Genomic DNA, 22,879 nt, shown 5'->3' with positions numbered 1-22,879 from the left:
GAATTCATTTGCCTCGAATTGAACTCATTCACATAATTTGAACCCTGATTTTAAACCGATTCTTCAATTTTGTGCCTATCTCACTTGGCAAATCATCTGTTACGATAAATGCCAGAAGGAGGTCATCACATCATGCAGCTAAGACAAATATGGAAAGATTTTCGGAAGAACAAAGTATTGCTTGCTCTAACATTACCTCTCGTGATGTATGTAACTATTTTCAGTTATGTACCGATGTTTGGAGCAATGGTTGCTTTCAAAAGGTACCAGTTTAACAAAGGTATTTTGGGTAGTGAGTGGGTGGGTTTAAGTAATTTCAGGTTTTTATTCGGCTCTCCGGATCTCTGGCGAATTGTTCGTAACACATTGGGATACAATTCAGCGTTTATCGTTCTTAATTTAGTAGGATCTGTCTTTGTAGCTTTGTTGCTATATGAAATTACGAATAAGAAGCTGCTCAAAACGTATCAGTCGATCATGTTCTACCCTCATTTTTTATCATGGGTAGTGGTTGCCTATATGGCCTATTCTTTTCTAAACCCAAGATCGGGGATGTTAAATCAGTGGTTAACAGATATTGGTTTAGGATCCGTAGACTGGTACAATAAGTCAGGCCCTTGGATCTACATCATGCCAATAGCGAATATGTGGAAAGAGATCGGGATCGGCGCCATCATTTATTATGCGGGGCTTCTAGGTATTGACCCTACCTATTATGAGGCGGCCAAGATGGATGGAGCGAGCAAGTGGCAGATTCTGATCAAAATCTCTGTACCTTTTCTGTATCCACTCATGACCATTCTTACGATTTTAGCCATTGGGCATATTTTTACGGCTGATTTCGGCTTGTTCTACCAGCTTCCAATGAATTCGCCTACCGTATACAGCTCGACGGATGTGATTGACACTTATATTTTCAGAGCGTTAACGGATTCAGGTAATGTTGGCATGTCAAGCGCAGCAGGATTAACGAAATCGGTTCTGGGTTTGCTGCTTGTTGTCAGTACGAACGCGTTGGTGCGAAAAATAAACTCAGATAATTCGTTATTTTAAAAAGAATGGAGGAGGAAGAGAGGCAATGGCAAGTTTCAAGAAATACCAGTTATCCATGTTGCCGATTCATCTATTCTTTATCGCTATTTCTGCCATGTTCATCATCCCACTATTGGCAATCGTGTCAATCTCACTCTCGAATGAAGTAGATCTATCGAAGTTTGGCTACCAGTTAATTCCCTTACATGTTGATTTTGACGCTTACCGTTATATTTTGGAATATCCGATGACCATTATTAATGCGTATAAAGTTACGATTATTATGGCCTTTGTAGGTACATTTGTATCCGTACTTATCATTTCCATGTGTGCCTATGCGCTATCTAGATCGGATTTTACGTATGGCAGGTTCATCACTTTTTATTTGTTCTTCACAACGTTATTCAGTGGGGGCATTGTTCCTTACTATATTCTAATGACGAAGGTTTTCCATGTGCAAAATACGTATTGGGCATTGATTCTCCCTTTATTAGGAAACATTTGGAACATGTTTTTAATGCGTACTTTCTTCAAGGCGCTGCCGGATTCCTTAGTCGAATCGGCTAAAATCGATGGCGCAAGCGAGATGCGAATTTACTTAACAATCATCGTTCCACTCTCAACTCCTGTTTTAGCCACTGTAGGGTTGTTGACATTACTTGTTTACTGGAACTCTTGGTTTGCATCGCTTCTATTTATTACCAAACAATCCATGTACCCACTCCAATACTTGCTGCAGGTTATGTTGAGTAACATCCAAGAAATATTGAAAAATATGCAAGATGGCGGAATCGTGGATACGGCAGCTTTAAACAAATTACCGAGTGAATCAGCCAGAATGGCCATGTGCATGTTAGCGATTGCACCCATGCTGTTCATATTCCCATTCTTTCAAAAGTATTTCGCCAAAGGTTTAACGGTGGGCGCTGTCAAAGGCTAGCCCTAAGCATGAATTAAGACTAGAATTCCTTAAATTCTAGGTTTAAGATAAGCATATAATAATGGAGGGTTGTTCATGGTAAACAGAAAAAGAAAGATGACTGTAGCGTTAACTTCGATTCTAACAATTGGGGCTCTTCTAGCAGGTTGTTCAACAAATACGGATAAGCCGAGTAGTACCAGCACGGCACAAGCATCAGTATCTCAAAAGCCGGAAGAATTAAAGCCAGTAAAGTTAGTTTGGTACTTGCGAAGCGCAGAGCCTAAAAACGGGGCAGCTGTCATGCAAAAGGCGAACGAAATTATCAATGAGAAAATCAAGGCAACCGTTGAATTCAAGTATGTCGCTCCAGCCGATTATGATAAAAAGATGCAGCTCGTTATGTCTTCTGGCGAAGAATATGACATCGCTTTCACTGCAAGCTGGGTTAATAACTATGTGAATAACGTCAGTAAAGGAGCGTATATTCCGTTAGACGATCTGTTGGCAAAATATCCTGATTTGACAAACATGTTTAAAAAGGAAATTTGGGATGCCGTTAAGGTTAATGGGAAAACGTATGGCGTTCCGAATAACCAAATCATGGGTGACCAGCCAGGATTTTGGTTGAAGAAGGATCTTGCAGATAAGTACAAAATTGACTTGACCAAAGTGAAGTCGTTAAATGATTTGACACCCGTTCTACAAACCATTAAAGACGGTGAACCAGGCATTTCTGCCCTTAGGGATGGTAACGGCATTAATGTGGCTTACAATGATGTTGTTTCATTAGTTGTGGACACATTTGTAGTGGATACGAAGACATGGAAAGTAACTAACCAATATGAACAGATGGCCCCTCAATTTAAGCTGATGAGAGACTGGTATCAAAAAGGATTCTTCCCGCAAGACGTTGCTACTCTGAAGGATGAGTTATCTTTAATCAAAGCTGGCAAAGTATTCAGCCGATACAGTCGTCAAAAGCCAGGTGTCGACGCCGAACTAAAAGCTTCGTATGGATTTGACGTTGTTAATTTCACAACCGGCCCTTCTGTCATTAGTAAATCTGCAGTAACGAGTACGCTAAATGCCATTAGCACGACCTCGAAAAACCCAGATCGCGCCATGATGTTGATCAATTTGATCGATACCAATAAAGAGCTGTTCAATTTGCTGAAGTTTGGACTTGAGGGACAGGATTATACCAAGGTTTCTGCTAACCGCATTGAACCGAAAGCAAATGCTTATTCTGTACCTGGCTGGTTATTCGGAAACGAATTCAATAGCTTTGTTGTACCTGGACAGCCGGATGATGTTTGGGATCAAACGAAGAAACTGAATGATACCTCTGTGGTTGATCCTGCAATTGGATTTACATTTGACCGTACGAATGTGGAAAATGAACTTGCTCAGTTGACAGCTGTAACAACGGAATTTAAGCCAATTCTTATCAACGGACTTGATGATCCGGACAAAATGATGAAGCTTTACACCGATAAACGAAAAGCAGCAGGTCAGGATAAAGTGTTGGCAGAAATTCAAAAGCAAGTCGATGCGTGGAGAAAGACTCAGAAATAAGACGTAATGATTGACGTATAGCGGGGGATCCAGTAATTCGTGGTTCCCCCTTTACTTGTTAAGAGAAGGGATGAAAATGATGCTAGAGCAAATAACATTTCGTCAGCTTAAGAATGCACTGGAAGAAACACAGCACCAACCACGTACACTTTATTCAGAAGCTCATTCCTCTGAGAAATGGAAACGCATAAGAGAAGATGTGAATTACGCAGAATTCTGGCATACATTGGAAGAGAAAGCGACACATGTACTTGAAAATCCCGTACGTGCACCATTATTTTCAGAGTTCACTTTGTTCGGGGATACAGGTGACAGGGCGATCTATCAGAAACAGCAAGATGACTTGTTCGTTGGCATCCCTATGTATAGCATGCTTGCCCTGATAGAGGATAAGGAGGAGTGGAAGACCGGATTAGAGAACGCAATTTGGCAAATATGTAACCAATATACCTGGGTTTCACCAGCGCATGTTGGACTTTACCATAATGATTATCCGAATGGGATCTGGGATCAGCCTCTTCCGCCACGAGAAACGGTAGATCTGTATGCAGGAATGACCGCATTTACGTTAGCGGAGACCGTTCATTTGCTGAAAGACAGGTTGCATCCGTGGATCATTCATCGTGTGAACGAAGAAATCCATAAGCGCATATTTCACGTCTATTTCAATGACCCTACACCGCAAAATTGGGAACTGAAGACGAACAACTGGCCGGCAGTTTGCTCCTCAAGTATCGGGGCAACGGCGATCTATATGATCGAAGATAGTGAGAAGCTGGCAGGTATGCTCTGGCGTGTGATTGGGGTGCTGCGGAATTACTTCTCAGGCTTTGACGAGCAAGGCGCAACACCAGAGGGTCCTGCTTATTGGCAATTTGGATTTTCACACTTTGTGTATTTCGCGGAATTGTTGAAAGAGCGAACACAGGGACGCATTGCACTCCTCACAGACGCTAAGGTCGAAGCCATCTCACAATTTCCGCAATTCTGTATGTTATCGGGTGGGAAGGTTGTCAATTTCTCCGATTCTCCGGAAGAAGTCACTTTGAATCCAGGTCTCATTCAACGATTGCAACAATATGTACCAACACTGGAGCTTCCGACCGACCACTATCGTATGAGGCCAGTTATAGGGAATTGGCTGGATGTTACAAGGTTGATGCTTTGGTCATTAGACTCTGAACCATCAATTTCTGCTAGTGACGGAGAGAGGGTTCAAGAGCAGGTATTTACCGGTAATCAATGGGTGATCTCGAAAGTTAAGGATGCTGAAGGTGGGATGACAGCTTTTGCTGCCAAAGGCGGACATAATGAAGAGCCTCACAATCATAATGATCTTGGGCATTTTATTTTACATGTCGATGGTGACAATGTGTTGGCTGATCTGGGGCTTGGCGTATATACCAAACAATATTTCCAACCTAGCTATCGGTACGAGATGATCAATGCGGGTTCTCACGGACATTCTGTTCCGATTGTGGATGGCTGCAGACAGGGATTTGGGAAGTCGTATCGCTCTGAAATTGTTCACAGTCAAATTTCAGATGATCAAGTTCATGTCGTTATGGATTTGACGAAAGCCTATGATTGCGTTTCATTGGATATTTTCACTCGAGAATTTCTGTGGGATCATTCGGTGCATAAAGCCCCGCAGTTGATCGTCAGGGATCGCGTCATTTGTCATACAAAGCCGGAGTCATTCCAAGAGATTTTCATAAGTTGTATACAACCTAGAGTCATCGGTGCAGGCCGGATACAGATGAATAAGGTGGCATTGCTTTACAATTCAGAGCAGTGGGAATTGGACATGGAAGAAATGAAAGTGGATTCTCACTATAAAATAGGAACGCCATTCTACCGAATCGTATTGAATCGTACGAGGATGGAGCTAGAGATGCTTTCTGAGTTTTGTTTTGAAATTGGTGAATAGTCGGCGGTACAGGTAAGCCTGTTTACATGGTTGAACAGGCTGCCCATTTCATATATCGCAATCGGTTGTAACGAAGGGAGGATACAGTTAGGGATCGTCATCGCTGCTCAGTCTCAAGAAGATTTTGATTGTGTCTCAAACCAATGGAACACTCAAAATGATCAAAAAGGAGCATGTGTACATGAATTCAATCCAGAGCAGATGGAAGAATCGATTATTAAAATGCGTATTAAGTGCCTTATTGATCTCTCCAATGGTCACGGCAGTCCCTATTTCTGAGGTACATGCGGCAGGAACGACCTATTATGTAGCTACGAATGGAAGCGATTCCAATAATGGGACATCGTTAAGCACGCCATTCCTTACGATTCAGAAGGCTGCACTCACAGCGCAAGCTGGTGATATCGTCAATATTCGGGGAGGGACGTATCGAGAAACCGTTACGCCAGCTAATTCAGGGACAACAGGAAACAAGATTACCTATCAGAACTATTCGGGTGAAACCGTCATCGTGAGTGGAAATGATGTTGTATCGGGTTGGACGGTGGATACTGGGAATATATATAAAGCTCCAATGAATTGGACCCTAGGAGCAGGTAACCAAGTGTTCGTTAATGGTGTGATGATGGATGAAGCACGTTGGCCTAACCAAGCGGGTACCTTGCTTCAGCCGACCCGTGCGTCTATGCAGTCTGGATCGGATTTGACGCACATCGTCGACACGAATCTTCCTGGGACCACGGGGTTCTGGAATGGAGCAACCCTATGGACGACAAGTGGAAGCGGATGGATTGCCATGACATCAACGATCACTGCTTTTGATGCTACTACGAAGAAACTGACTTTTGGTGCGTTAAAGTCGACAGGAGCGTCGTATGTGCCAGCATCAGGCAACAAATATTATTTGTCTGGGATTAAAGGTGCACTCGATGTAGAGAAGGAATGGTGGTACGATTCGGCAAACGCCATGCTCTACTTATGGGCACCAGGTGGTGGAAGTCCATCCAGTCAAACCGTCGAAGCGAAAAAAAGAACAACTGCCTTCGACCTATCTGGTAAAGGTTTCGTAGATATTAAAGGCATTCAAACGATTGCCTCGACCATCCAAATGGATGGTTCGACGAATAACTGTTTGCTGCAAGGACTCGTAAGCAAATATATTTCACACAATAAGCTCAATACGCTTGCGAATGAGCAAACGAATCTAGGCATCATTTTAGACGGAACCAATAATGTGATTAGAGACAGTGAGCTTGCCTATAGCTCAGGCAGTCTTGTTACGGTAAAGGGCACCTCGAACCACGTGATTAACAGCTACATCCATGATGGGGGTTATGTACCTGATTGGGAAGGACTTGTGAACCTGAAAGGGTTAAATAGCTTGATTAGCCACAATACGGTAAGTGATTCAGGCAGGGTTACCATCTACTTCTATGCGGGTATGAGCGCAAATGACATTCAATATAACAACGTCTATAATGCCGGCTGGCTGACCAATGACCTTGGGATGCTCTATGGACCGAATACAGATGGAGGGAATACGGAGATTCATCACAATTGGGTGCATGATGCTAAGTCAGCTAGCTTAGGCATGGGGATCTACCTAGATAATTACACGAACAATTTCATTATTCATCATAATGTGACTTGGAATAACGCCGGTTTGCAGTTGAATATCCCATCGGAATATAACCTCGTCTACAATAATACCTCATGGACGAATGCAGGGACGGTTCAAGCTTGGGGGAATATTTTTACCACGGATATGTATGGGGACCGAATCTTTAATAACATTGTAAAGGGCTATGATGCTGAAACAACAGCCTATACGACCATTGGAAGCAATCTGACAACGACGCCGGGATTTGTGAATGAGGCAGCTCGTGACTATCAGTTGCTTTCGACTTCAGCAGCCAGAGATGCGGGTATGATCATACCTGGCATTACGGATGGCTATGTAGGCAGTGCCCCGGATATTGGTGCGTATGAGTACGGCGGCACTAATTGGACAGCTGGTCATAATTTTGCGACTCCGCCTAGTCCGACGTATGCGACGCCAAGTACACCAACCATGAATAGGGTGTCCAACGCAGGATTTGAGCTGGGGAACCTCTCGGGTTGGGTGGCTACGGATGCTGGCAACGCTGTTGCATACAACGAAAATCATTGGGGACTCGCAGCTAACGCAGGACATTCGCGATCTCAATTATTTGGCGTCAAGTTGAGCGGTGGCGTAGATGGAGTTGAACAAACGATCACAGGATTGCAACCGAATACGAGTTATGTTGCTGGGGGCTGGCTGAGAACACCGGGGGGTGAAACGGCTGCTTTAGGTGTTAAAAACTATGGTGGATCCGATGTATCGACGCCATCCAACAGTGCCACTTGGACCTTTGTGAAGGTCACGTTTACGACAGGGGCAGCGAATACGAGTGCCACGATTTATTTTAAGAAAACATCAGGCTCGGGAGAGGCTTATGCGGATGATGCAGGACTTATCCCCGATTCAACCGTTTACCAATCCATGTACGCATTTGACGGTTTTGAAGGCGGACTGGGCAACTGGGTAGTTGTACCTGGGAAAGGGACGCCAACGACGAGTACAACCATGAAACATTCTGGGAGTAATAGCTACATCGTCAATGAGGATATGGACGCTATTCAGCAAAATTTTAGCTCTAGCTACAATAAAGTGGTTACGATGTGGTTCTATGACAATGCCAGCGTAACGAACATGCAAGTAGCAGGTTTTGTCGATGACAATGTAACGATTCGGGGAATTGAGGTCAATACTCCAACTTCAACTACAAAATATGCCGTACGGTTAGGCGGTACACATTCTGCAACGACTGTAACCAGAACAACAGGCTGGCATGAGTTCAAGTGGGACTATACGTCTGGTACAAAAGTAGATATGTATATCGATGGCGTATTGGTTTCATCGCCGACGGGTTTAACGAACTTCAAAAGAATATCGATCGGAGATTTATGGTCTGGTAATACGAATACATCGTATTTTGATGATATAAGTATTCAGTAGAACGGTAAGAGTGGACTTGGAGCGGGGAACGCTCCAGTCCTGTCTTTAGTTCGAACTGGCAAACAGATCAATTTACATTAATATACATTTATTATATTTCTGTGGGAATTTCGAATTTCGTAAGAATACAGTCATCGTTTTGGAGGTAGTGTATGTTTTCAACACAAGAATTAGCATATATCGAACGATTATTTGGGTCTAATCCTATACAATCACATATCGACGCCTTCAAAGAAAACAGCAAAAACAATGAGATCACAGAAACTGGGCTATCTCGTGATCGATATTTGGACTTTGCCGAAGCGCGTGTTCGTCAATTTGTTCCTTATCTAAGTGAATACGGAGGGGTTTTGGAGCCTAAGGATGGGAAAGAGCACGAATTTGCCACGGCTGCATTTGTGAAAGCCGGGGCTATTTTAGTAGCAAACGGCCGTTGTAGGGATCTGCAAGATCAGATTATGCTAGCGATGGATTGGGCTAGCCAATGTTTAGGCGAGAATAAAGTCCCAGATGATCATGCTGATTTCACTTCTCATATGCTGGTTAGAGCATATCAGCTTCTTGTGGAAATGGCAGGACGTGAGCGTAGTGACAGATGGCAGAAGCATTTGTCGCAAATTGAGCCTGAGTTAACGTATAGCCAAACGATCCGCAATTTCCCCGACATTCGTACGATCCGTAACTGGGCTACTTATGCGATGCATGGCGAAATGATGCGGTTCAGCGAGGGTTTGACGAAGTCAGACGCTTTTATCGAGACATATTTACAACCGCAAATGACGCGGTTCACGCCAGAAGGGCTATACCGTGATCCTAATCTTCCGGCGGTTTATGACATGGCTGCGCGGCAGCAGCTTAGTGGCTTACTAGACGCCGGATATAACGGTGAATGGAAGCTATTTCTTGAATCTCAGCTTCGCAAAGGTGCTCAAACCATGCTATTTATGCAATCTAGCACGGGGGGCACGAGCTGCGGCGGCAGAAGTAACCAGATTATTTGGAATGAGTTGACCTTTGCCAATCTCTGTGAACGGGAAGCTACGCGATATGCGCAAGCGGGAGATCTAGCATGGGCAGGTACCTTTAAGCGAGCTGCTCGAAAAGCACTTGGATCCATTCAGCGCTGGATCGAGGATCCTGCCGAGTTCCGATTGTTGAAGAATCGGTTCAGCAGTGAACTGCGTAACGGTTGGGAGTTCTATGCGTATTACTCGACCTACAGCTTATATGCTGCGCAAATTGCGGCTTCTTGCTATGAATGTGCGGACGAAAGCATCCCCGAGAAGCCAACGCCTGCGGATATGGGGGGATATGTTGTTCCAATTGAATCCTTTAATCGCATCTATGCCACGACTGGACCACGGCAAGGCGCCTATCATCTCGTGATGGATACAGCTGCGCAAATGGGGCATGATGCAACCGGCTGGGTGAGGCTGCATAAAGCGGAGGTGAAAGAAGAAACCGCGCTCTCCATGGGGATAGCTGGGCTCAGCGGTAATCTTCACATGAATTATTTAGTGGCCAAACAGAACATACCACGCCCGCACACGCCGGCAGCTATTGGTCTGACATGGCGAGATGGGTACGGTACTTGGCACAGATTAGCCAACTATGGCCGAAGAAATCACGAAACCTTTGCATCGTTGAATGAGGACGGGACGCCGACCAAGGATGAGAAGATGCATTGGCATGCGTCAGTTGAAAATAAAGATGAAGCTGGTGATGTGCTGTCCTTCCAAATTCGCTATGCATCTACAGGACTTCAACAGCTGAATGATATGGATTTGCGTGACCCAGATCCAACTATGCATCCAGTCCTCTTGCGTGCCATCGCGGATATGCTGCCAAGGCCAGGCATCGAAGGCGTAGCAGCGATCACAGAATTATATCGGGTCGCTAACGAGGGAGTAACAACGTCATGGTTGGTAGAAGCGGCAGAGGCTGCGGAACTAACCGGTGTCGGTGTAACCGTACCGGTGTTAGTGTCCAACGGAACGGATGAATCGATCATCCGTGTCGAAGGCAATAAGCTGTTCGTCCATTATTCGAATGCTGTATATGCAATCCAACCACATTCAGAATCCGAAGACATTGAACTTGAAGTTCTTCCTTCGCTAATGCCGAATCGTAATGGCAATTATCGCTTAGCACAGTGGATTAGCAAGGATGCAAGTAAACCAATAACCCTTCATTTCGCTATAGAACAAAATTAAGTTCCCACAAACAGCAAGATGGAGAGGAACTAGTTTTTAGCTGTACCGCGACATGGGACTCAGTTAATAATTCCTGTACTCGTGATATGGATTTGAACATTCGTTTTAAACTTTACGTTCTTATATTCGTCCTTCCAGATCATATTATTCCATAGCTTATTGTGATGCACTCTTAACTGTCTGCCGATACCAAGCGCATCACAGTTCGCTTCCAGTAATGTATGGGTGACTCGTACGGCTTGTTTGTTTAATGTTTCTGATAATGTCTTGCTTAGCTTCTCACGATCGATTTTATGTCCCATATTTGCCGGGTAACTCGAAATCATGCCATAGAGGTCAAGTTGAATAGAGCATTCGATTTCTCTCGTAATTGGATCAACAGAGACATCGAATGCTCTTTTTAATTTGCGTACGTCTAACGAGAGCTTGGTCGTTTCCTGCCCAGAATCCTGTTGGATAGGGATGTCCATGAAGGCATGTTTGTCTAACTTATCTTGTAAAAGCAATAATAAGGTACTATCATCGCGAGGCAAAGTCACTCCTGTGAATTTATCTCCGTCCATTAATCCAGAACTGTCAATAATTAAGGCTTTGTTTTTGACTTTACTGATCATAGGTATCACGGTGTCCACGCCAGGGTCAAAGATCTGAGTCCAAATGGAATAGAGTGATTGCTCATGTACAACCGTGGCTCTCACGGCTCCGTCAAGCATTTGCTTGATGCCAAAAGCAGTTGGATTCGTTTCAATTTTATCAAAGGATAGAACGTCAGAAGCTAAACCAGTACTTATTAGAACATTTGTTATCAGATAGCTTCTCGGAATACGGTAAAAAAACTCTAAAGGTGTCATTATTCCTTTTTTGGCTAGTTCCTCACCGAGGATGATAACATGTGTCTTGGTTGCTTCAACCGTTCCAGGGAGCATACTATCGATGGAAAGTCCCAATTCGAAGACGGTTTTCCCAGTTGCTTGCATGAGTTCATCCTTGACATCGAATTGTCCACCGCCTTTGCTTTCTAGAATGATCGCTCTAACCGTCCCTGAAATTTGGTTATCTTTGGCAACATCGAGGCTTACTCCATTGACAATTTTTTTAGTCGTCAAAAGTTGAGTGTCCCAGCAGCCTGTCGTGGTCAGCAGTATCAGGATGAAACAGAAGAAAAGCGCTCGTTTTTTTCTCATATGGCCCCGACCTTTTTTGTGTGTTTTAGAAGAAAGGACAACAACCACAACACAATTGGAATCAGTGTAATCATAATGAAGTAACTATATTCTAACCATTTGCTGAATGCATCGAAATTCTCTAGCGTTGTTAAATACCAAGCTAACAAAAAGATAAGTAGACCGCTGCTACCCACCATCATTCGGTATGAGGATTGTGTGGTCGTTAGACTTTTGCCAGCGATGCACAGATAAGAAACGATCGTGGCCGTCATAGGGACAATCCATACCGTTAGAAAAATCAGATCCAATCGGTCAAACAATTGATACGTTAATCCTTTGAAAATAAACAAAACGGGTTCATTTACTTGTTCTAGCGCCTTTGGGCTAAACCCGACTAGACAAAGGAAAACGAAGTACGTATAAAACAGGGTGACGAAGCAATTGGTTATCGTGTATACGCGTAACAATCCTTTTGGTGTTTGCTGAACATGGGCGGAGAAAAAGAGGACCACTTCAAAGCCAAGCATGGAGAAGAACGTCTTTTCACTTCCCAGTAAAATATGTTTCACACCTGATTGACCTACGGGTAAAATGTTTGAAAGCTGCACATCATTCGTAAAATTCAACAAACTGATCAGAAACAAAAAGATAAAAAGGACAGCCGTTAAGATGAAAAATCTGGCAATGATGCTTAAGCTTTCTAGGGCTAAATAAACACTGGTGCCTATAATAAGCAGAAGGATGACCCAACTTGGTGTAAGCGAAAGCATCCATGTTTTGATCAATTGTGTATAGAGCGCACTCGCGTAACCCGCGATGGCTATAAAGAAAACAAAGTAGATGAAGTTAAGAGCTTTCCCTAAATAGCGGCCTAACACTCGAATTGTAATGTCCCTTAGCGTTTGATTGGGAAACTTCACGAGCAGACGCCAGTATACGAGAAGTATGAACTGTATAGCCAGGCCGGCAATAAGAACGGAGATCCAGGCATCCCCTTTCGCCGTGCTTTGAATCTTCGAAGGCAAGGACAGGAGGCCGATCCCGATTTGCGTCTTGATGATCAAAAAAAACAAATGGGATCTACTGATTGTTGCATTCAAGGACGCTTCCACCTCACGAAGAATGAATGTTTGACCGTTCCTGGTTCTTTATTTTTTGGGATTTTATTCAATTTCCAGCTAGGGAGACTGATAAAAATGTCTTTTAGGCGTTTCTTGCCGAGGTAAGGTCCGAACGGTTCGAAATAAGGGACACCTAATGTCTCTAATTTACAAAGGTGAATAAAGATGACCATCATCATGATGGAAATGCCGAAAAAGCCAAACAAGGAAGCGGCAAGCATGGTTGGAAAGCCTAAAATCCGCAAGCTAGTTCCCAGCTCATTAATCGGCGTAGCGAAAGAGGCAATTGCCGTCAATCCAATGACAACGATCATGGTATGTGAAACCAAATGCGCTTCGACTACAGCTGTACCGATAACTAACCCCCCGACAATACCAATGGTTTGAGCAATCGGCGTGGGTAATCGAATGGAAGCTTCTTTCAGCAGTTCAAGTATGAGTTGCATCATGATCGCTTCCAAAATGGGTGGTAATGGTACATAAGTTAACGAGACCTTAACGGAATAGAGGATGCCAATAGGCAGCACTTCAGAGTTGAACGACACGGTAGCAATATAAATGGCGGGTAAAGAGATGGCCAATATAAAGCTTATTAATCGAATGAAGCGGAAAAAAGTTCCTGTAATCCAGCGATTGTTGTAATCGTCAGGGGACTGATAGAAAGCGAAAAACGTGATAGGAAGCACCAAAACACTGGGACTCCCGTCAACGATAATCGTTATTCTCCCCTCCATTAAGTACGAAACCGCGCGGTCCGGTCTCTCGGTCTGCATGGACTGCGGAAATGGCGAAAACGGATGCTCCTCGATCGACTCGTCTATAGCAGAAACGGAATACAGATAATCCAGATCGATGGATCGTATCCGCCTTTCACATTCGGCTACAATGGCTGGATCAGCAACCTGATCCATGAAGATCAGGGCTACTTTCGTATTGGTGAGATGACCTATGGTAAAGTACTTTACCGTTAACTTAGGGCTCTTGATACGATTTCGAAGCAAATTAATATTTGTACTGATACGCTCAATGAAGCCTTCATGTGATCCCTGAATGATTTGTTCTGATTTTGGTTCTTGAATGGATCGACCCTGAGTTTGTCCGACGAACATCAGGTTTGCTATGGACTCATTCTCCATGACCATGATGCAGGATCCATGTAGTAAACCCTTGCCAATTATGATCACATCGGAAGATTTGGTGATTTCCATGGTAGTTACGATTTGTTCGACATCGGCATCATTCGTATTTGAGGCCAAGAGGGGATTAATAATACTGGTTTGAATAAACTCTTGGTTGACAAGCGATTCCAAATAAACCAAAGCACACTGTTGATTGTTAAATACGAGTTGATGAACATTAAGGTCTTCTGTATAGGATAAGTGTACTTGAATCTGCGTTATTAAAAATTCGAGATCTCCTGGTTCTAGGAAAAGTGAAGGGGCATCAGGTTTCATGAGCGTCTGGTTTATTTTCCTATTCTGATTCATATCATTAACACCCCGCGGTTAGTAACTTTATCTATTATTAGCAAATGATCTCATAATTATTTCCTAATATTTCATTTGAATAACTGCAGGTATCGGAGCTCTTTTTTACTAGAAAAATGCTTGATGATTTCCAATTCTAGGGTCGCTCGCGACATCATAGTAAATGTCACAAGGAAGATGTTGATCGTCTTTATGACAGATTCGAGGCCATCTTGATGGAATCGTTATATTTACGATTGAAAAGCCTGTGCGAGACCGAGATTCGGTACGCACAGGCTTTTCGTTACCCTTGACCTGTATTAAATCCCAAAAGACTGAAATTGCTGACGTGTCTGTTCGATGAGCTCTAGAATGATTCTCTTCGCTTCGTCCAAATCTCCTGCTGCAAGCGCATCATAGATGCGTTGATTGAATTCTACCGATTGCTGCGGTTTCGGCAACGTGTGGACATGCAGCTTGCGGTAGGAAATAATTTTGAACATATATTTCCCTTTAATTTGCTCGAGAACATGCAGCATGTTCGCATTCTTTAGAGGTAGCAGCATGGTTTCAATAAAGAGAAGGCCGCATTCGTAATAGGTGCGGTAGTCGTCCGCTTCCGAAGCACTCAGCTGTCTTGCGAGAAGGTATTCCAGCTCAGGCAGATTAAAGCTGAGCTTCCTGAACGCAGCGATTTCGAGGCTGTACAGCTGCATCGAGGCCAGGAATTCGAACATGTCGTGAAACTCCCGAAACGAGATCTCCTTTACGAAGACTCCGCGTCCTCGAATCGATTCGACGAATCCCTCTGTCTCTAAGAGGGAAATCGCTGCTCGAATTGGCGTGCGGCTCATGCCGAGTTGCTCAGCCAGCTCATTTTCCGAAAGCAGTGTGCTTGGCAGGAAATGACCATTGATTATATTCTCGCGAATTTGTTGATAGGCTAATTTTTCAAGGGAAGACTTAGCTGAGCCTAATTGGTTCGATGTGTTCCGTGCATCGGGTACAAGTGAAGTCATTTCATTACAAGCCGCCTTTTCAAGTAGAGTCGATAATGTCTATTATGCATGATGTATGTAAGCTGAATATAAAGTGGATGAAGAAAAATTGAAATTACTCGCCTGCTGCGAACGCTATTTTCCTAGGTTTCGCCCCGCTATAACGGGGGATTTGGCGATTTCGCAGCAGCACGTGAAGTTAAGATTAACAGTTCGTTTACATAAGTCGAATATTCCCATAACTATACAGCCCTAATCTAATACCTGAAGCATCGAGACAATGACTTAACAGGAGACAGAAGACTTCTTGCGAAGTTCAAAGACAGCAGCAGCATCGTATGGGCGCGACCAGAGATGGCCGCAGCGCTGCAAAGCGGATTAGTAAACGGTCTCGATGGCGAATTACTGTCTCCAGCGGTGCCGGCTACGCGCGCGCAAGCGGCGACCATGCTGGAGCGTTTCTTGCAACTAACCAAAAAGGCGTGATATAGAAATAAGCCTGTGCACTTTAGTGAGTGCACGGGCTTATTTTATTGTGCATTTACGTAGTTGTTTCAAAAAATATGTCTTCTGGTTGTTATCCTTTAAAATACACATAACTATCCCTGAGAGATAGAATCTTTACATTCTCGGCTTTGATCGAGAGAGAGGGACAATCCACATAAGGAAGTGGGGGAAATTAACTGAAAACTTCTTTTTGTCATTCGAAGCAAGGCGTCTCGATACCCTTTCCAAAAAAAACGGACACTCACCCAAAAAATAAGCACATTATGTAATTAGGGTTGATCTAGTTATAATACCTGTATAGCTCTCAGGTTATTTCATGATACATACAACAAGGGATGGGGGATGCACAATATGAAAAACAGATTGCGGTATCTCGTATCGAAATTCCGTTTACAGCGGCTTCGAAGTCGGTTTCTCGTTGCAATGATCGTTATCTCTTTGCCTCCAATTATGATTGTAGGATATATGTCTTTCGATATTGCCAAGAACACACTGATGGAAACGAATGCGCAAACCTATGAAAATCATTTAGAAACGTCAAGTGAAGTGGCGGATTTATTATTTCGTAGCATTATTAATATGAATCGTTCGATCGTGGTGAACAATGAGGTGCGGGAGGTTTTGTCGAGCAGCAACACTGCGAATAGCACTGAACCTGAATCGACAAGTGAATGGACCTCCAATAAGCTGCAAAAAGCGATTAATAACAATCAATTTGATACCAAATTTGTAAACTCCATCTGTGTATTTAATTTGGAATTCAAGACATTCTGTGCTGGACGCTCTGATGATGCAGGGGTTTATGAACAGCCAGACAAAATTAAGCTCATCCGGCAAACCGATTGGTATCAGAGTGCTTTACAAGATCAGGGTAAAGTTGTTTTTCTTGGCTATGATGTACTCGATCATTCGAAGAATTCATTTTCCACAGTCAAATTATTTCGCGATGCATCAAGTCCAAACGGACAAACGATGGGTCTATTAGTTGTGAATATATCAACGGATATTTTCACCAATATTTTCAATGAAAACAGTAATGCCGGTGGTTTCATGGCGCTGGATAATACTCCTGAAAGAAGTAAAGTCGTGTTTAATAACGGTCTAACCGACGATGCCGAACTCAAAGAAGGAGACAATGCATCTCTTATTCGCCAATTGGAGCAAAAGGGGTATCTCATTAGCCAATACCAGAACCAAACGACCGATTGGACATTTATTCATCTGATTAAAGTGAATGAACTGCTTAAGCAATCGAATCAAATTAGGACAATAACAACACTCATTGCTGTTTCTATGGGGGTTATTGCGCTATTGTATTCCATTTTTATATCCGGCAGTATTACTCGTCCGCTTCTACAGATCAAAAAAATGATGGTAGATTGGACCAAAGGTGATCGAGAATTCGAAGAGACGTTCGAACAGGACGAGGTAGGGACGATTGGGGAAACCTTTAAACGCGTTGTCTCTGAAAATAAAGCATTAAATGAGCGGCTGATTCATTCCCAGTTAAAGGAGCGAGAGGCGGAGCTTCGGGCGCTGCAGGCGCAAATTAAGCCGCATTTTTTATATAACACGTTAGATTCGATCTATTGGATGGCGACTTTGCAAAAGAATCATGATGTCGCTCAGATGGCGATTTCCTTATCGGAAAGTTTTAAATTGAGCCTGAATAAAGGGAAAGATACCATTTCCGTTTATAAGGAATTAAAGCATATTGAGCATTACATGACGATCCAAAATATTCGCTATCATAATCGCTTTCAATATATGGAAGAAGTAGAGCCTGCCATAATGGGTATGGAGATTATGAAGCTCCTGCTTCAACCTCTTGTTGAGAATGCCATTTATCATGGTTTAGAACCTAAGGTAGGAGAAGGTACGATTCGACTTACCGGAAAAAGAGATGATGGATATCTTGTTTTTACTGTGGAAGATAACGGCGTAGGAATAGCTGATTTAAATGCGACGGAACAAGGATATGGTTTGAAAAATGTACGTGAACGATTGACCTTGTGCTACGGAACGACCAGTTCATTAACGATTTCGAGTGTAGTCAATCAAGGCACTCAGATCCAGATTCGTTTTCAACTATTCGGTGAAAAGAGGGATACAGATGCTTAAGGCCGCAGTGTTTGATGATGAATATATTGTGCTCCAAGGCCTTCGTGAAATGATAGACTGGTCAAGCTTTGGTATTGAACTCATTGGAACGGCTGACAACGGTCTGTCTGCATTCGAAGTATTTCGCGAGCATCGGCCCAAGCTTATTTTTACTGATATTCGGATGCCAGGAATGGATGGACTCCAGCTGATTGAAGAAATTATGCAGGAAGCACCGGAGACACTATGTATTGTGTTTAGCGGGTTTAATGAATTTGAATATGTGAAAAGAGCTATCAATCTAGGGGTTGCTGATTATTTGGAGAAGCCAATTACAATTCCAATGATTGAGAAAGCGATTCGCAAGGTTATGGACAAGATCAGCCAGGAGCAAGAAGTGCTGGATCTTAAAACAAAAATAAGCAGCAGTCATCGCGAGCTTTTGGAGAAGGCGACATTCGATTTACTATTTATCGGCGAAGAAGCGGAAGTGAAATGGCGAGACATTTATGGTGCAGGGGCGGATCCCCTTGTTGGAGTGACCGTTCTGGCGACAGAATCAGATCGGCTGCAGATTCCTGAGCATACGGGATGTACGGTGATTCCGCTGCGTCATGGCCAAGAGAGATTACTTGTATGCGTGCATGCCCAGCAGCCAACCCCTGAGTTCTGGGAGCAGCTGCAATTGGAGTCCGAGCAAGCTAACGTCTCTGTTGGGGGCGGTCGGACTTATGCAGAGCTGAAAGATGCCGCACATAGCTTTAAAGAAGCGCTTCGTGCGCTGCGTTCCGCTCATTTTCTGGGGGGAAAAGGGATTGTACGTTTTGAAGATTTAGGTGATTTGATTACCCGGCCAGAGGGCTTAAACGAACGAGAGGAAGCTATAATTCTGAGTTTGCGTTCTGGTAATAAGGCGGGCATGCTTGAGCAGATTGATCGTTTTATTGCATGGATACAAATGGAAAAATTGGATAGCGAAGTCGAATGAGATGCTTAAGCTGCTTTATTTGGCTCTCGAAGAAGCGAGAAAGTCAGGTGGGGACAAAGCAAGTCACATTCCTGAAGATTACCGTCCACATGTGGAATTTCGGGAAATGGCAGCAAGAGGGAAAACGACGGAATGGTTTCGCAGTCAACTTGAAATGATTGTTGGAAATACGATCGATGCTCGTGAGCATTCAAGACATGCCTCCGTCACACGTGCTCGTAATTATATGGAGCAAAACTATACGCGAGATGTCACGCTGCAGGAGGTAGCCGAGCATGTTGGCATGAATCCCACCTATTTCAGCGTGTTATTTAAGGAGGAAGTGGGCGAGTCGTATATTAAATATGTGACACGCATTCGCATGGAGCTTGCTAAGACGCTGCTTAGCCGCGGTTTGAAAGTGAATGATGTGAGTGAGAAAGTTGGGTACCATACGTATAGACACTTCTCTGAAGTATTTAAAAAATACACGGGATATACTCCTGGACAATATAAAGAGCAGTTAACCAACCCCTCGGGAATCTGAAAAATACGGACATCAATCAGAAGAATGACGCACTGCCTGGGGTTAGGAAAAGCGATTAAGATTAAAGCACGGGGAAAACGAACTCGCGCCTGATCATAGGAATCGATTCATCCTAACCAAGATGACTAAGGGGGATTTGAAAATGAGTACAAAGACAACAAAATGGGTTGCCGCAATGTCCACTTCGGTATTATTAGCTAGTGTGGTAGCAGGCTGTGGAACGACATCCACATCATCCGAAGATTCAAAAGGGAATGCAACAGATACGGGTACCAAAAAAACAGATGAGAAGGTAACCATCTCACTTCTAATCGATAATACACAGGATTCTGTCAATGTTGCAAAAGGGATTGTCGCGGCATTTGAAAAAAAGTATCCGAACATTCATGTTGAACAAGAAACACGCCCAGGCGGTGGTGAAGGCGATAACATTGTCAAAACTCGTCTAGCTACTGGAGATATGACTGACGTGTTTTTCTATAACAGCGGTTCACTTATGCAAGCGCTTAATCCAGAACAAAATCTACTTGACCTAACAAATGAACCTTTTCAAGCGAATGTGATTGATTCCTTTAAACCAACTGTCTCTTCGAAAGGTAAAGTCTATGCGGGCCCGATTGGCTCCACGATGGCCGGCGGTTGGTTCTACAACAAAAAGATTTATGCTGACCTCGGTCTCTCCGTGCCGAAAACATGGGCAGAATTGATGGCTAACAGTGAGAAAATTAAAGCAGCTGGGATCACGCCTGTCATCGGTTCATACAAAGATGATTGGACATCACAACTGGTCGTGTTAGCGGATTATTACAATGTGCAAGCTGCCAATCCGAAGTTTGCGGATGATTATACAGCGAATAAAGCGAAATATGCGACGGATCCAGCGGCACTTAAAAGTTTCGAAAAGCTGGAGGAAATTGCGAAAAAAGGGTACATGAACAAAGATTTCTTAGCAACGACATATGATGCGGGCTTGAAGATGCTTGCGGAGGGTAAAGGTGCTCAATATCCGATGCTATCCTTTGCAACACCAGCGCTTGCACAGAATTTCCCAGACAAAATGAAGGATATCGGCTTCTTTGCACAGCCGGGGGATAGTGCAGCAACGAATGGGTTGACGGTGTGGATGCCAAGCGGTGCTTACATTTACAAAGCGACTAAGCACGCGGAGCAAGCGAAAAAATTCGTTGATTTCATCGCATCCATGGATGGTGTTGCCGCTCAATCGGCTGCTTCCACGCCATCAGGTCCTTATGCGATTAAAGGTTCAAAGCTGCCAGATAACGTTGCACAAGCGGTTAAAGATATGACGCCATATTTTGACGGTAACAAAACAGCACCAGCTTTGGAATTCGTTTCCCCAATTAAAGGATCCAGCTTGCCGCAAATTACAACGGAAGTCGGCGCAGCTATCAAAACGGGTAAACAAGGCGCAGAAGTTTATGATAAAGATGTTGAAAAACAAGCCAAGCAATTAGGTTTGCAAGGCTGGTAATAATTAAAGAATAATCAGAAGGGAGTCGGCGATGCGAAATTCATGCAGGACCGGCTCTTTTCTTAAACTTAGGGGTGATCTCGGTGGCCAAGGTATTCAAACGTACGTACTCATATGCTTTTCTTATTCCTGCAGCCATTATTTACTTATTGATTTTCATCTTTCCGACTATTATGTCTTTTTTCTTTAGTTTAACAAGATGGAATTTAACAAGCTGGACGTTTATCGGTTTGGATAACTTTACAATGTTTTTCCAAGAAGCTTCGCTGCTGATCGGATTTAAGAATACCCTTATTTATGCGGTAGTAACTTGTGTGTTAAAAGTTGTTTTGGGCTTGTTGCTAGGCGTATTTCTAACTTCAAAAATAAGAGCCAAGGGCTATCTGCGGTCTGTCATATTTTTCCCAACTTTGCTAAGTACCATTGCAGTCGGAATCACATTCAGCATGATGATGCATCCAACACAAGGCTTAATCAATACAGCTTTAGCGGCAATCGGCATTGTTGGTCCGGACTGGTTAGGCGATACACGCATTGCGCTGTTGTCTGTTGCGCTTGTGGATGTTTGGAAAGGTGTGGGCTTCGCTACGGTTATCTATATCGCAGGAATTCTCTCTATTCCTCAAGAGTATTATGAAGCTCTAGAAATGGATGGCGGAGGCGCATTCCATAAGTTCTGGAATATTATTCTACCTTTAAGCCGACCGGCAACGAATTCTGTCATCATTCTCTCCTTTATCGGTGGCTTGCGCTCCTTCGACCTTGTTTGGGCGATGACCAAAGGGGGGCCAGGATTTACGACTGACCTTATCGCGTCCATTATTTATAAGCAGTATCAAGGGGGTTATTATGGGCTGGCTACAGCAGGAAACGTGATCTTATTTATTGTGGTAACGGCGCTTGCCCTTCCGCTGTATTCCTACCTGAACAGAAAAGAGGCGGAACTATGAGCAGAAAAATAAAAGGCTTAGGTATTGAAGTCATTGCCATTCTTCTGACCATTCTTATCTTTTGGATTCCTTTCTACTTTGTCGTAGTCAATGCACTGAAAGACAAGAAAGAATCTTCCTTATTAAACTTAGCGTGGCCTTCCACAATTCATCTTTGGGATAATCTGAAGGAAGTGATCACCGCCAGGGATTACATGCTATTGCGGGCATTTTACAACAGTACTTTGCTGACCGTCATATCCATTACCGTGTTGATTCTTGTGTGTGCGATGGCAGGCTTTGTGATGCAGCGTAGAAATGATCGCGCGACGCCATGGCTTAACTTCCTTGTTCTGTCAGGATTAATTATACCGCCAGCCATCGTACCGACGATCTGGGTCTTAAATGGTATTGGTTTGTTCAAAACGCTGCCAGGTCTCGTTCTAGTAGAGGTGGCACTCGGATTTCCTTTCGGAGTCTTGTTGTACAAAGGGTTTATGTCAGGCATTCCGCGTGAAGTCGATGAAGCTGCTGTGGTGGATGGAAGCAGCGGATTTGGACTGTTCTATAGAATCATTCTGCCTCTTCTGCAGCCCGTAACGGCAACGATTATTGTCACGTCATCTGTCGGGATTTTTAACGACTTTACGAACCCTCTGTATTTCTTTCCGGGAGCCAAGAATGCGACTGTACAACTAACTTTGTATAACTTCCAAAGTCAATTTGTCACGCAATGGAATTTGCTATTCATGAATATTTTACTGATCACGCTACCGCCTCTCGTCTTATTCATTTTCTTTAACAAAAAAATTGTAGCAGGTATGACAGCAGGCTCAGTTAAAGGCTAATCATGGGACTGTTGATGAGGAGGATT

Annotated in this window: 17 protein-coding genes; 13 read left to right on the top strand and 4 right to left on the bottom strand. The window is 43.6% G+C overall.

Annotated features, from left to right (window positions below; genetic code table 11):
- Window positions 1–132: 132 nt before the first annotated feature.
- From L6I86_RS01565 to L6I86_RS01540, 6 genes are all read left to right on the top strand, one after another.
- Window positions 133–1,053 (top strand): ABC transporter permease, encoded by a 921-nt coding sequence (locus L6I86_RS01565; protein ID WP_236284155.1) that lies wholly within the window; start codon window positions 133–135, stop codon window positions 1,051–1,053.
- A 25-nt stretch (window positions 1,054–1,078) separates the two neighbouring features.
- Window positions 1,079–1,972, top strand: a complete 894-nt coding sequence (locus tag L6I86_RS01560; protein ID WP_236284154.1) for a carbohydrate ABC transporter permease — start codon at window positions 1,079–1,081, stop codon at window positions 1,970–1,972.
- Between the two features lie 75 nt (window positions 1,973–2,047).
- Window positions 2,048–3,529 carry an ABC transporter substrate-binding protein gene (locus L6I86_RS01555; protein ID WP_236284153.1) on the top strand — a complete coding sequence of 494 codons (1,482 nt, stop codon included), beginning with the start codon at window positions 2,048–2,050 and terminating at the stop codon, window positions 3,527–3,529.
- A gap of 79 nt (window positions 3,530–3,608) precedes the next feature.
- Complete coding sequence (locus tag L6I86_RS01550; RefSeq protein WP_236284152.1) at window positions 3,609–5,459, top strand: heparinase II/III family protein; 1,851 nt, start codon at window positions 3,609–3,611, stop codon at window positions 5,457–5,459.
- 181 nt (window positions 5,460–5,640) lie between these two features.
- Window positions 5,641–8,499, top strand: a complete 2,859-nt coding sequence (locus tag L6I86_RS01545) for a carbohydrate binding domain-containing protein (protein WP_236284151.1) — start codon at window positions 5,641–5,643, stop codon at window positions 8,497–8,499.
- Between the two features lie 152 nt (window positions 8,500–8,651).
- Entirely contained in the window at window positions 8,652–10,712 is a 2,061-nt protein-coding gene (locus tag L6I86_RS01540; RefSeq protein WP_236284150.1) for a hypothetical protein, read from the top strand.
- Between the two features lie 59 nt (window positions 10,713–10,771).
- On the opposite strand, the gene L6I86_RS01535 is transcribed toward L6I86_RS01540, so the two are convergent.
- From L6I86_RS01535 to L6I86_RS01520, 4 genes are all read right to left on the bottom strand, one after another.
- Window positions 10,772–11,896, bottom strand: a complete 1,125-nt coding sequence (locus L6I86_RS01535; protein ID WP_236284149.1) for a Ger(x)C family spore germination protein — start codon at window positions 11,894–11,896, stop codon at window positions 10,772–10,774.
- Window positions 11,893–12,978 carry a GerAB/ArcD/ProY family transporter gene (locus L6I86_RS01530; protein WP_236284148.1) on the bottom strand — a complete coding sequence of 362 codons (1,086 nt, stop codon included), beginning with the start codon at window positions 12,976–12,978 and terminating at the stop codon, window positions 11,893–11,895. The genes L6I86_RS01535 and L6I86_RS01530 overlap by 4 nt, the downstream gene beginning before the upstream one ends.
- On the bottom strand, window positions 12,975–14,453 hold the full coding sequence (locus L6I86_RS01525; RefSeq protein ID WP_236284147.1) for a spore germination protein: 1,479 nt from the start codon (window positions 14,451–14,453) through the stop codon (window positions 12,975–12,977). The genes L6I86_RS01530 and L6I86_RS01525 overlap by 4 nt, the downstream gene beginning before the upstream one ends.
- Before the next feature lie 332 nt (window positions 14,454–14,785).
- The gene (locus L6I86_RS01520; RefSeq protein ID WP_236284146.1) at window positions 14,786–15,484 is read right to left on the bottom strand and encodes a GntR family transcriptional regulator; all 699 of its coding nucleotides are present in this window, start codon (window positions 15,482–15,484) and stop codon (window positions 14,786–14,788) included.
- A gap of 333 nt (window positions 15,485–15,817) precedes the next feature.
- Here L6I86_RS01520 and L6I86_RS01515 point away from each other — a divergent pair, with 333 nt between their 5' ends.
- The 7 genes from L6I86_RS01515 to L6I86_RS01485 all read left to right on the top strand — a co-directional run bounded on the left by L6I86_RS01515 (window position 15,818) and on the right by L6I86_RS01485 (window position 22,853).
- A complete protein-coding gene (locus L6I86_RS01515) occupies window positions 15,818–15,949 on the top strand; it encodes an S-layer homology domain-containing protein (protein ID WP_236284145.1) in 132 nt (43 codons plus the stop codon).
- Window positions 15,950–16,321: 372 nt separating this feature from the next.
- Complete coding sequence (locus L6I86_RS01510) at window positions 16,322–18,091, top strand: cache domain-containing sensor histidine kinase (protein ID WP_236284144.1); 1,770 nt, start codon at window positions 16,322–16,324, stop codon at window positions 18,089–18,091.
- Window positions 18,084–19,058: a response regulator gene (locus L6I86_RS01505; RefSeq protein WP_236284143.1), complete on the top strand. Its 975-nt coding sequence runs from the start codon at window positions 18,084–18,086 to the stop codon at window positions 19,056–19,058. Before L6I86_RS01510 ends, L6I86_RS01505 begins: the two co-directional genes overlap by 8 nt.
- A gap of 1 nt (window position 19,059) precedes the next feature.
- Window positions 19,060–19,584: a helix-turn-helix transcriptional regulator gene (locus L6I86_RS01500; RefSeq protein ID WP_236284142.1), complete on the top strand. Its 525-nt coding sequence runs from the start codon at window positions 19,060–19,062 to the stop codon at window positions 19,582–19,584.
- A 142-nt stretch (window positions 19,585–19,726) separates the two neighbouring features.
- Window positions 19,727–21,076: an ABC transporter substrate-binding protein gene (locus L6I86_RS01495; RefSeq protein ID WP_236284141.1), complete on the top strand. Its 1,350-nt coding sequence runs from the start codon at window positions 19,727–19,729 to the stop codon at window positions 21,074–21,076.
- An 83-nt stretch (window positions 21,077–21,159) separates the two neighbouring features.
- Window positions 21,160–22,026, top strand: a complete 867-nt coding sequence (locus L6I86_RS01490) for a carbohydrate ABC transporter permease (protein WP_236284140.1) — start codon at window positions 21,160–21,162, stop codon at window positions 22,024–22,026.
- Window positions 22,023–22,853, top strand: a complete 831-nt coding sequence (locus L6I86_RS01485) for a carbohydrate ABC transporter permease (RefSeq protein WP_236284139.1) — start codon at window positions 22,023–22,025, stop codon at window positions 22,851–22,853. The genes L6I86_RS01490 and L6I86_RS01485 overlap by 4 nt, the downstream gene beginning before the upstream one ends.
- Window positions 22,854–22,879 lie beyond the last annotated feature (26 nt).

Origin of the sequence: Paenibacillus allorhizoplanae, assembly GCF_927798215.1 — a bacterium.
Classification (GTDB): Bacteria; Bacillota; Bacilli; order Paenibacillales; family NBRC-103111; genus Paenibacillus_E; species Paenibacillus_E allorhizoplanae.
This window is presented reverse-complemented; position numbering and strand designations above follow the sequence as displayed.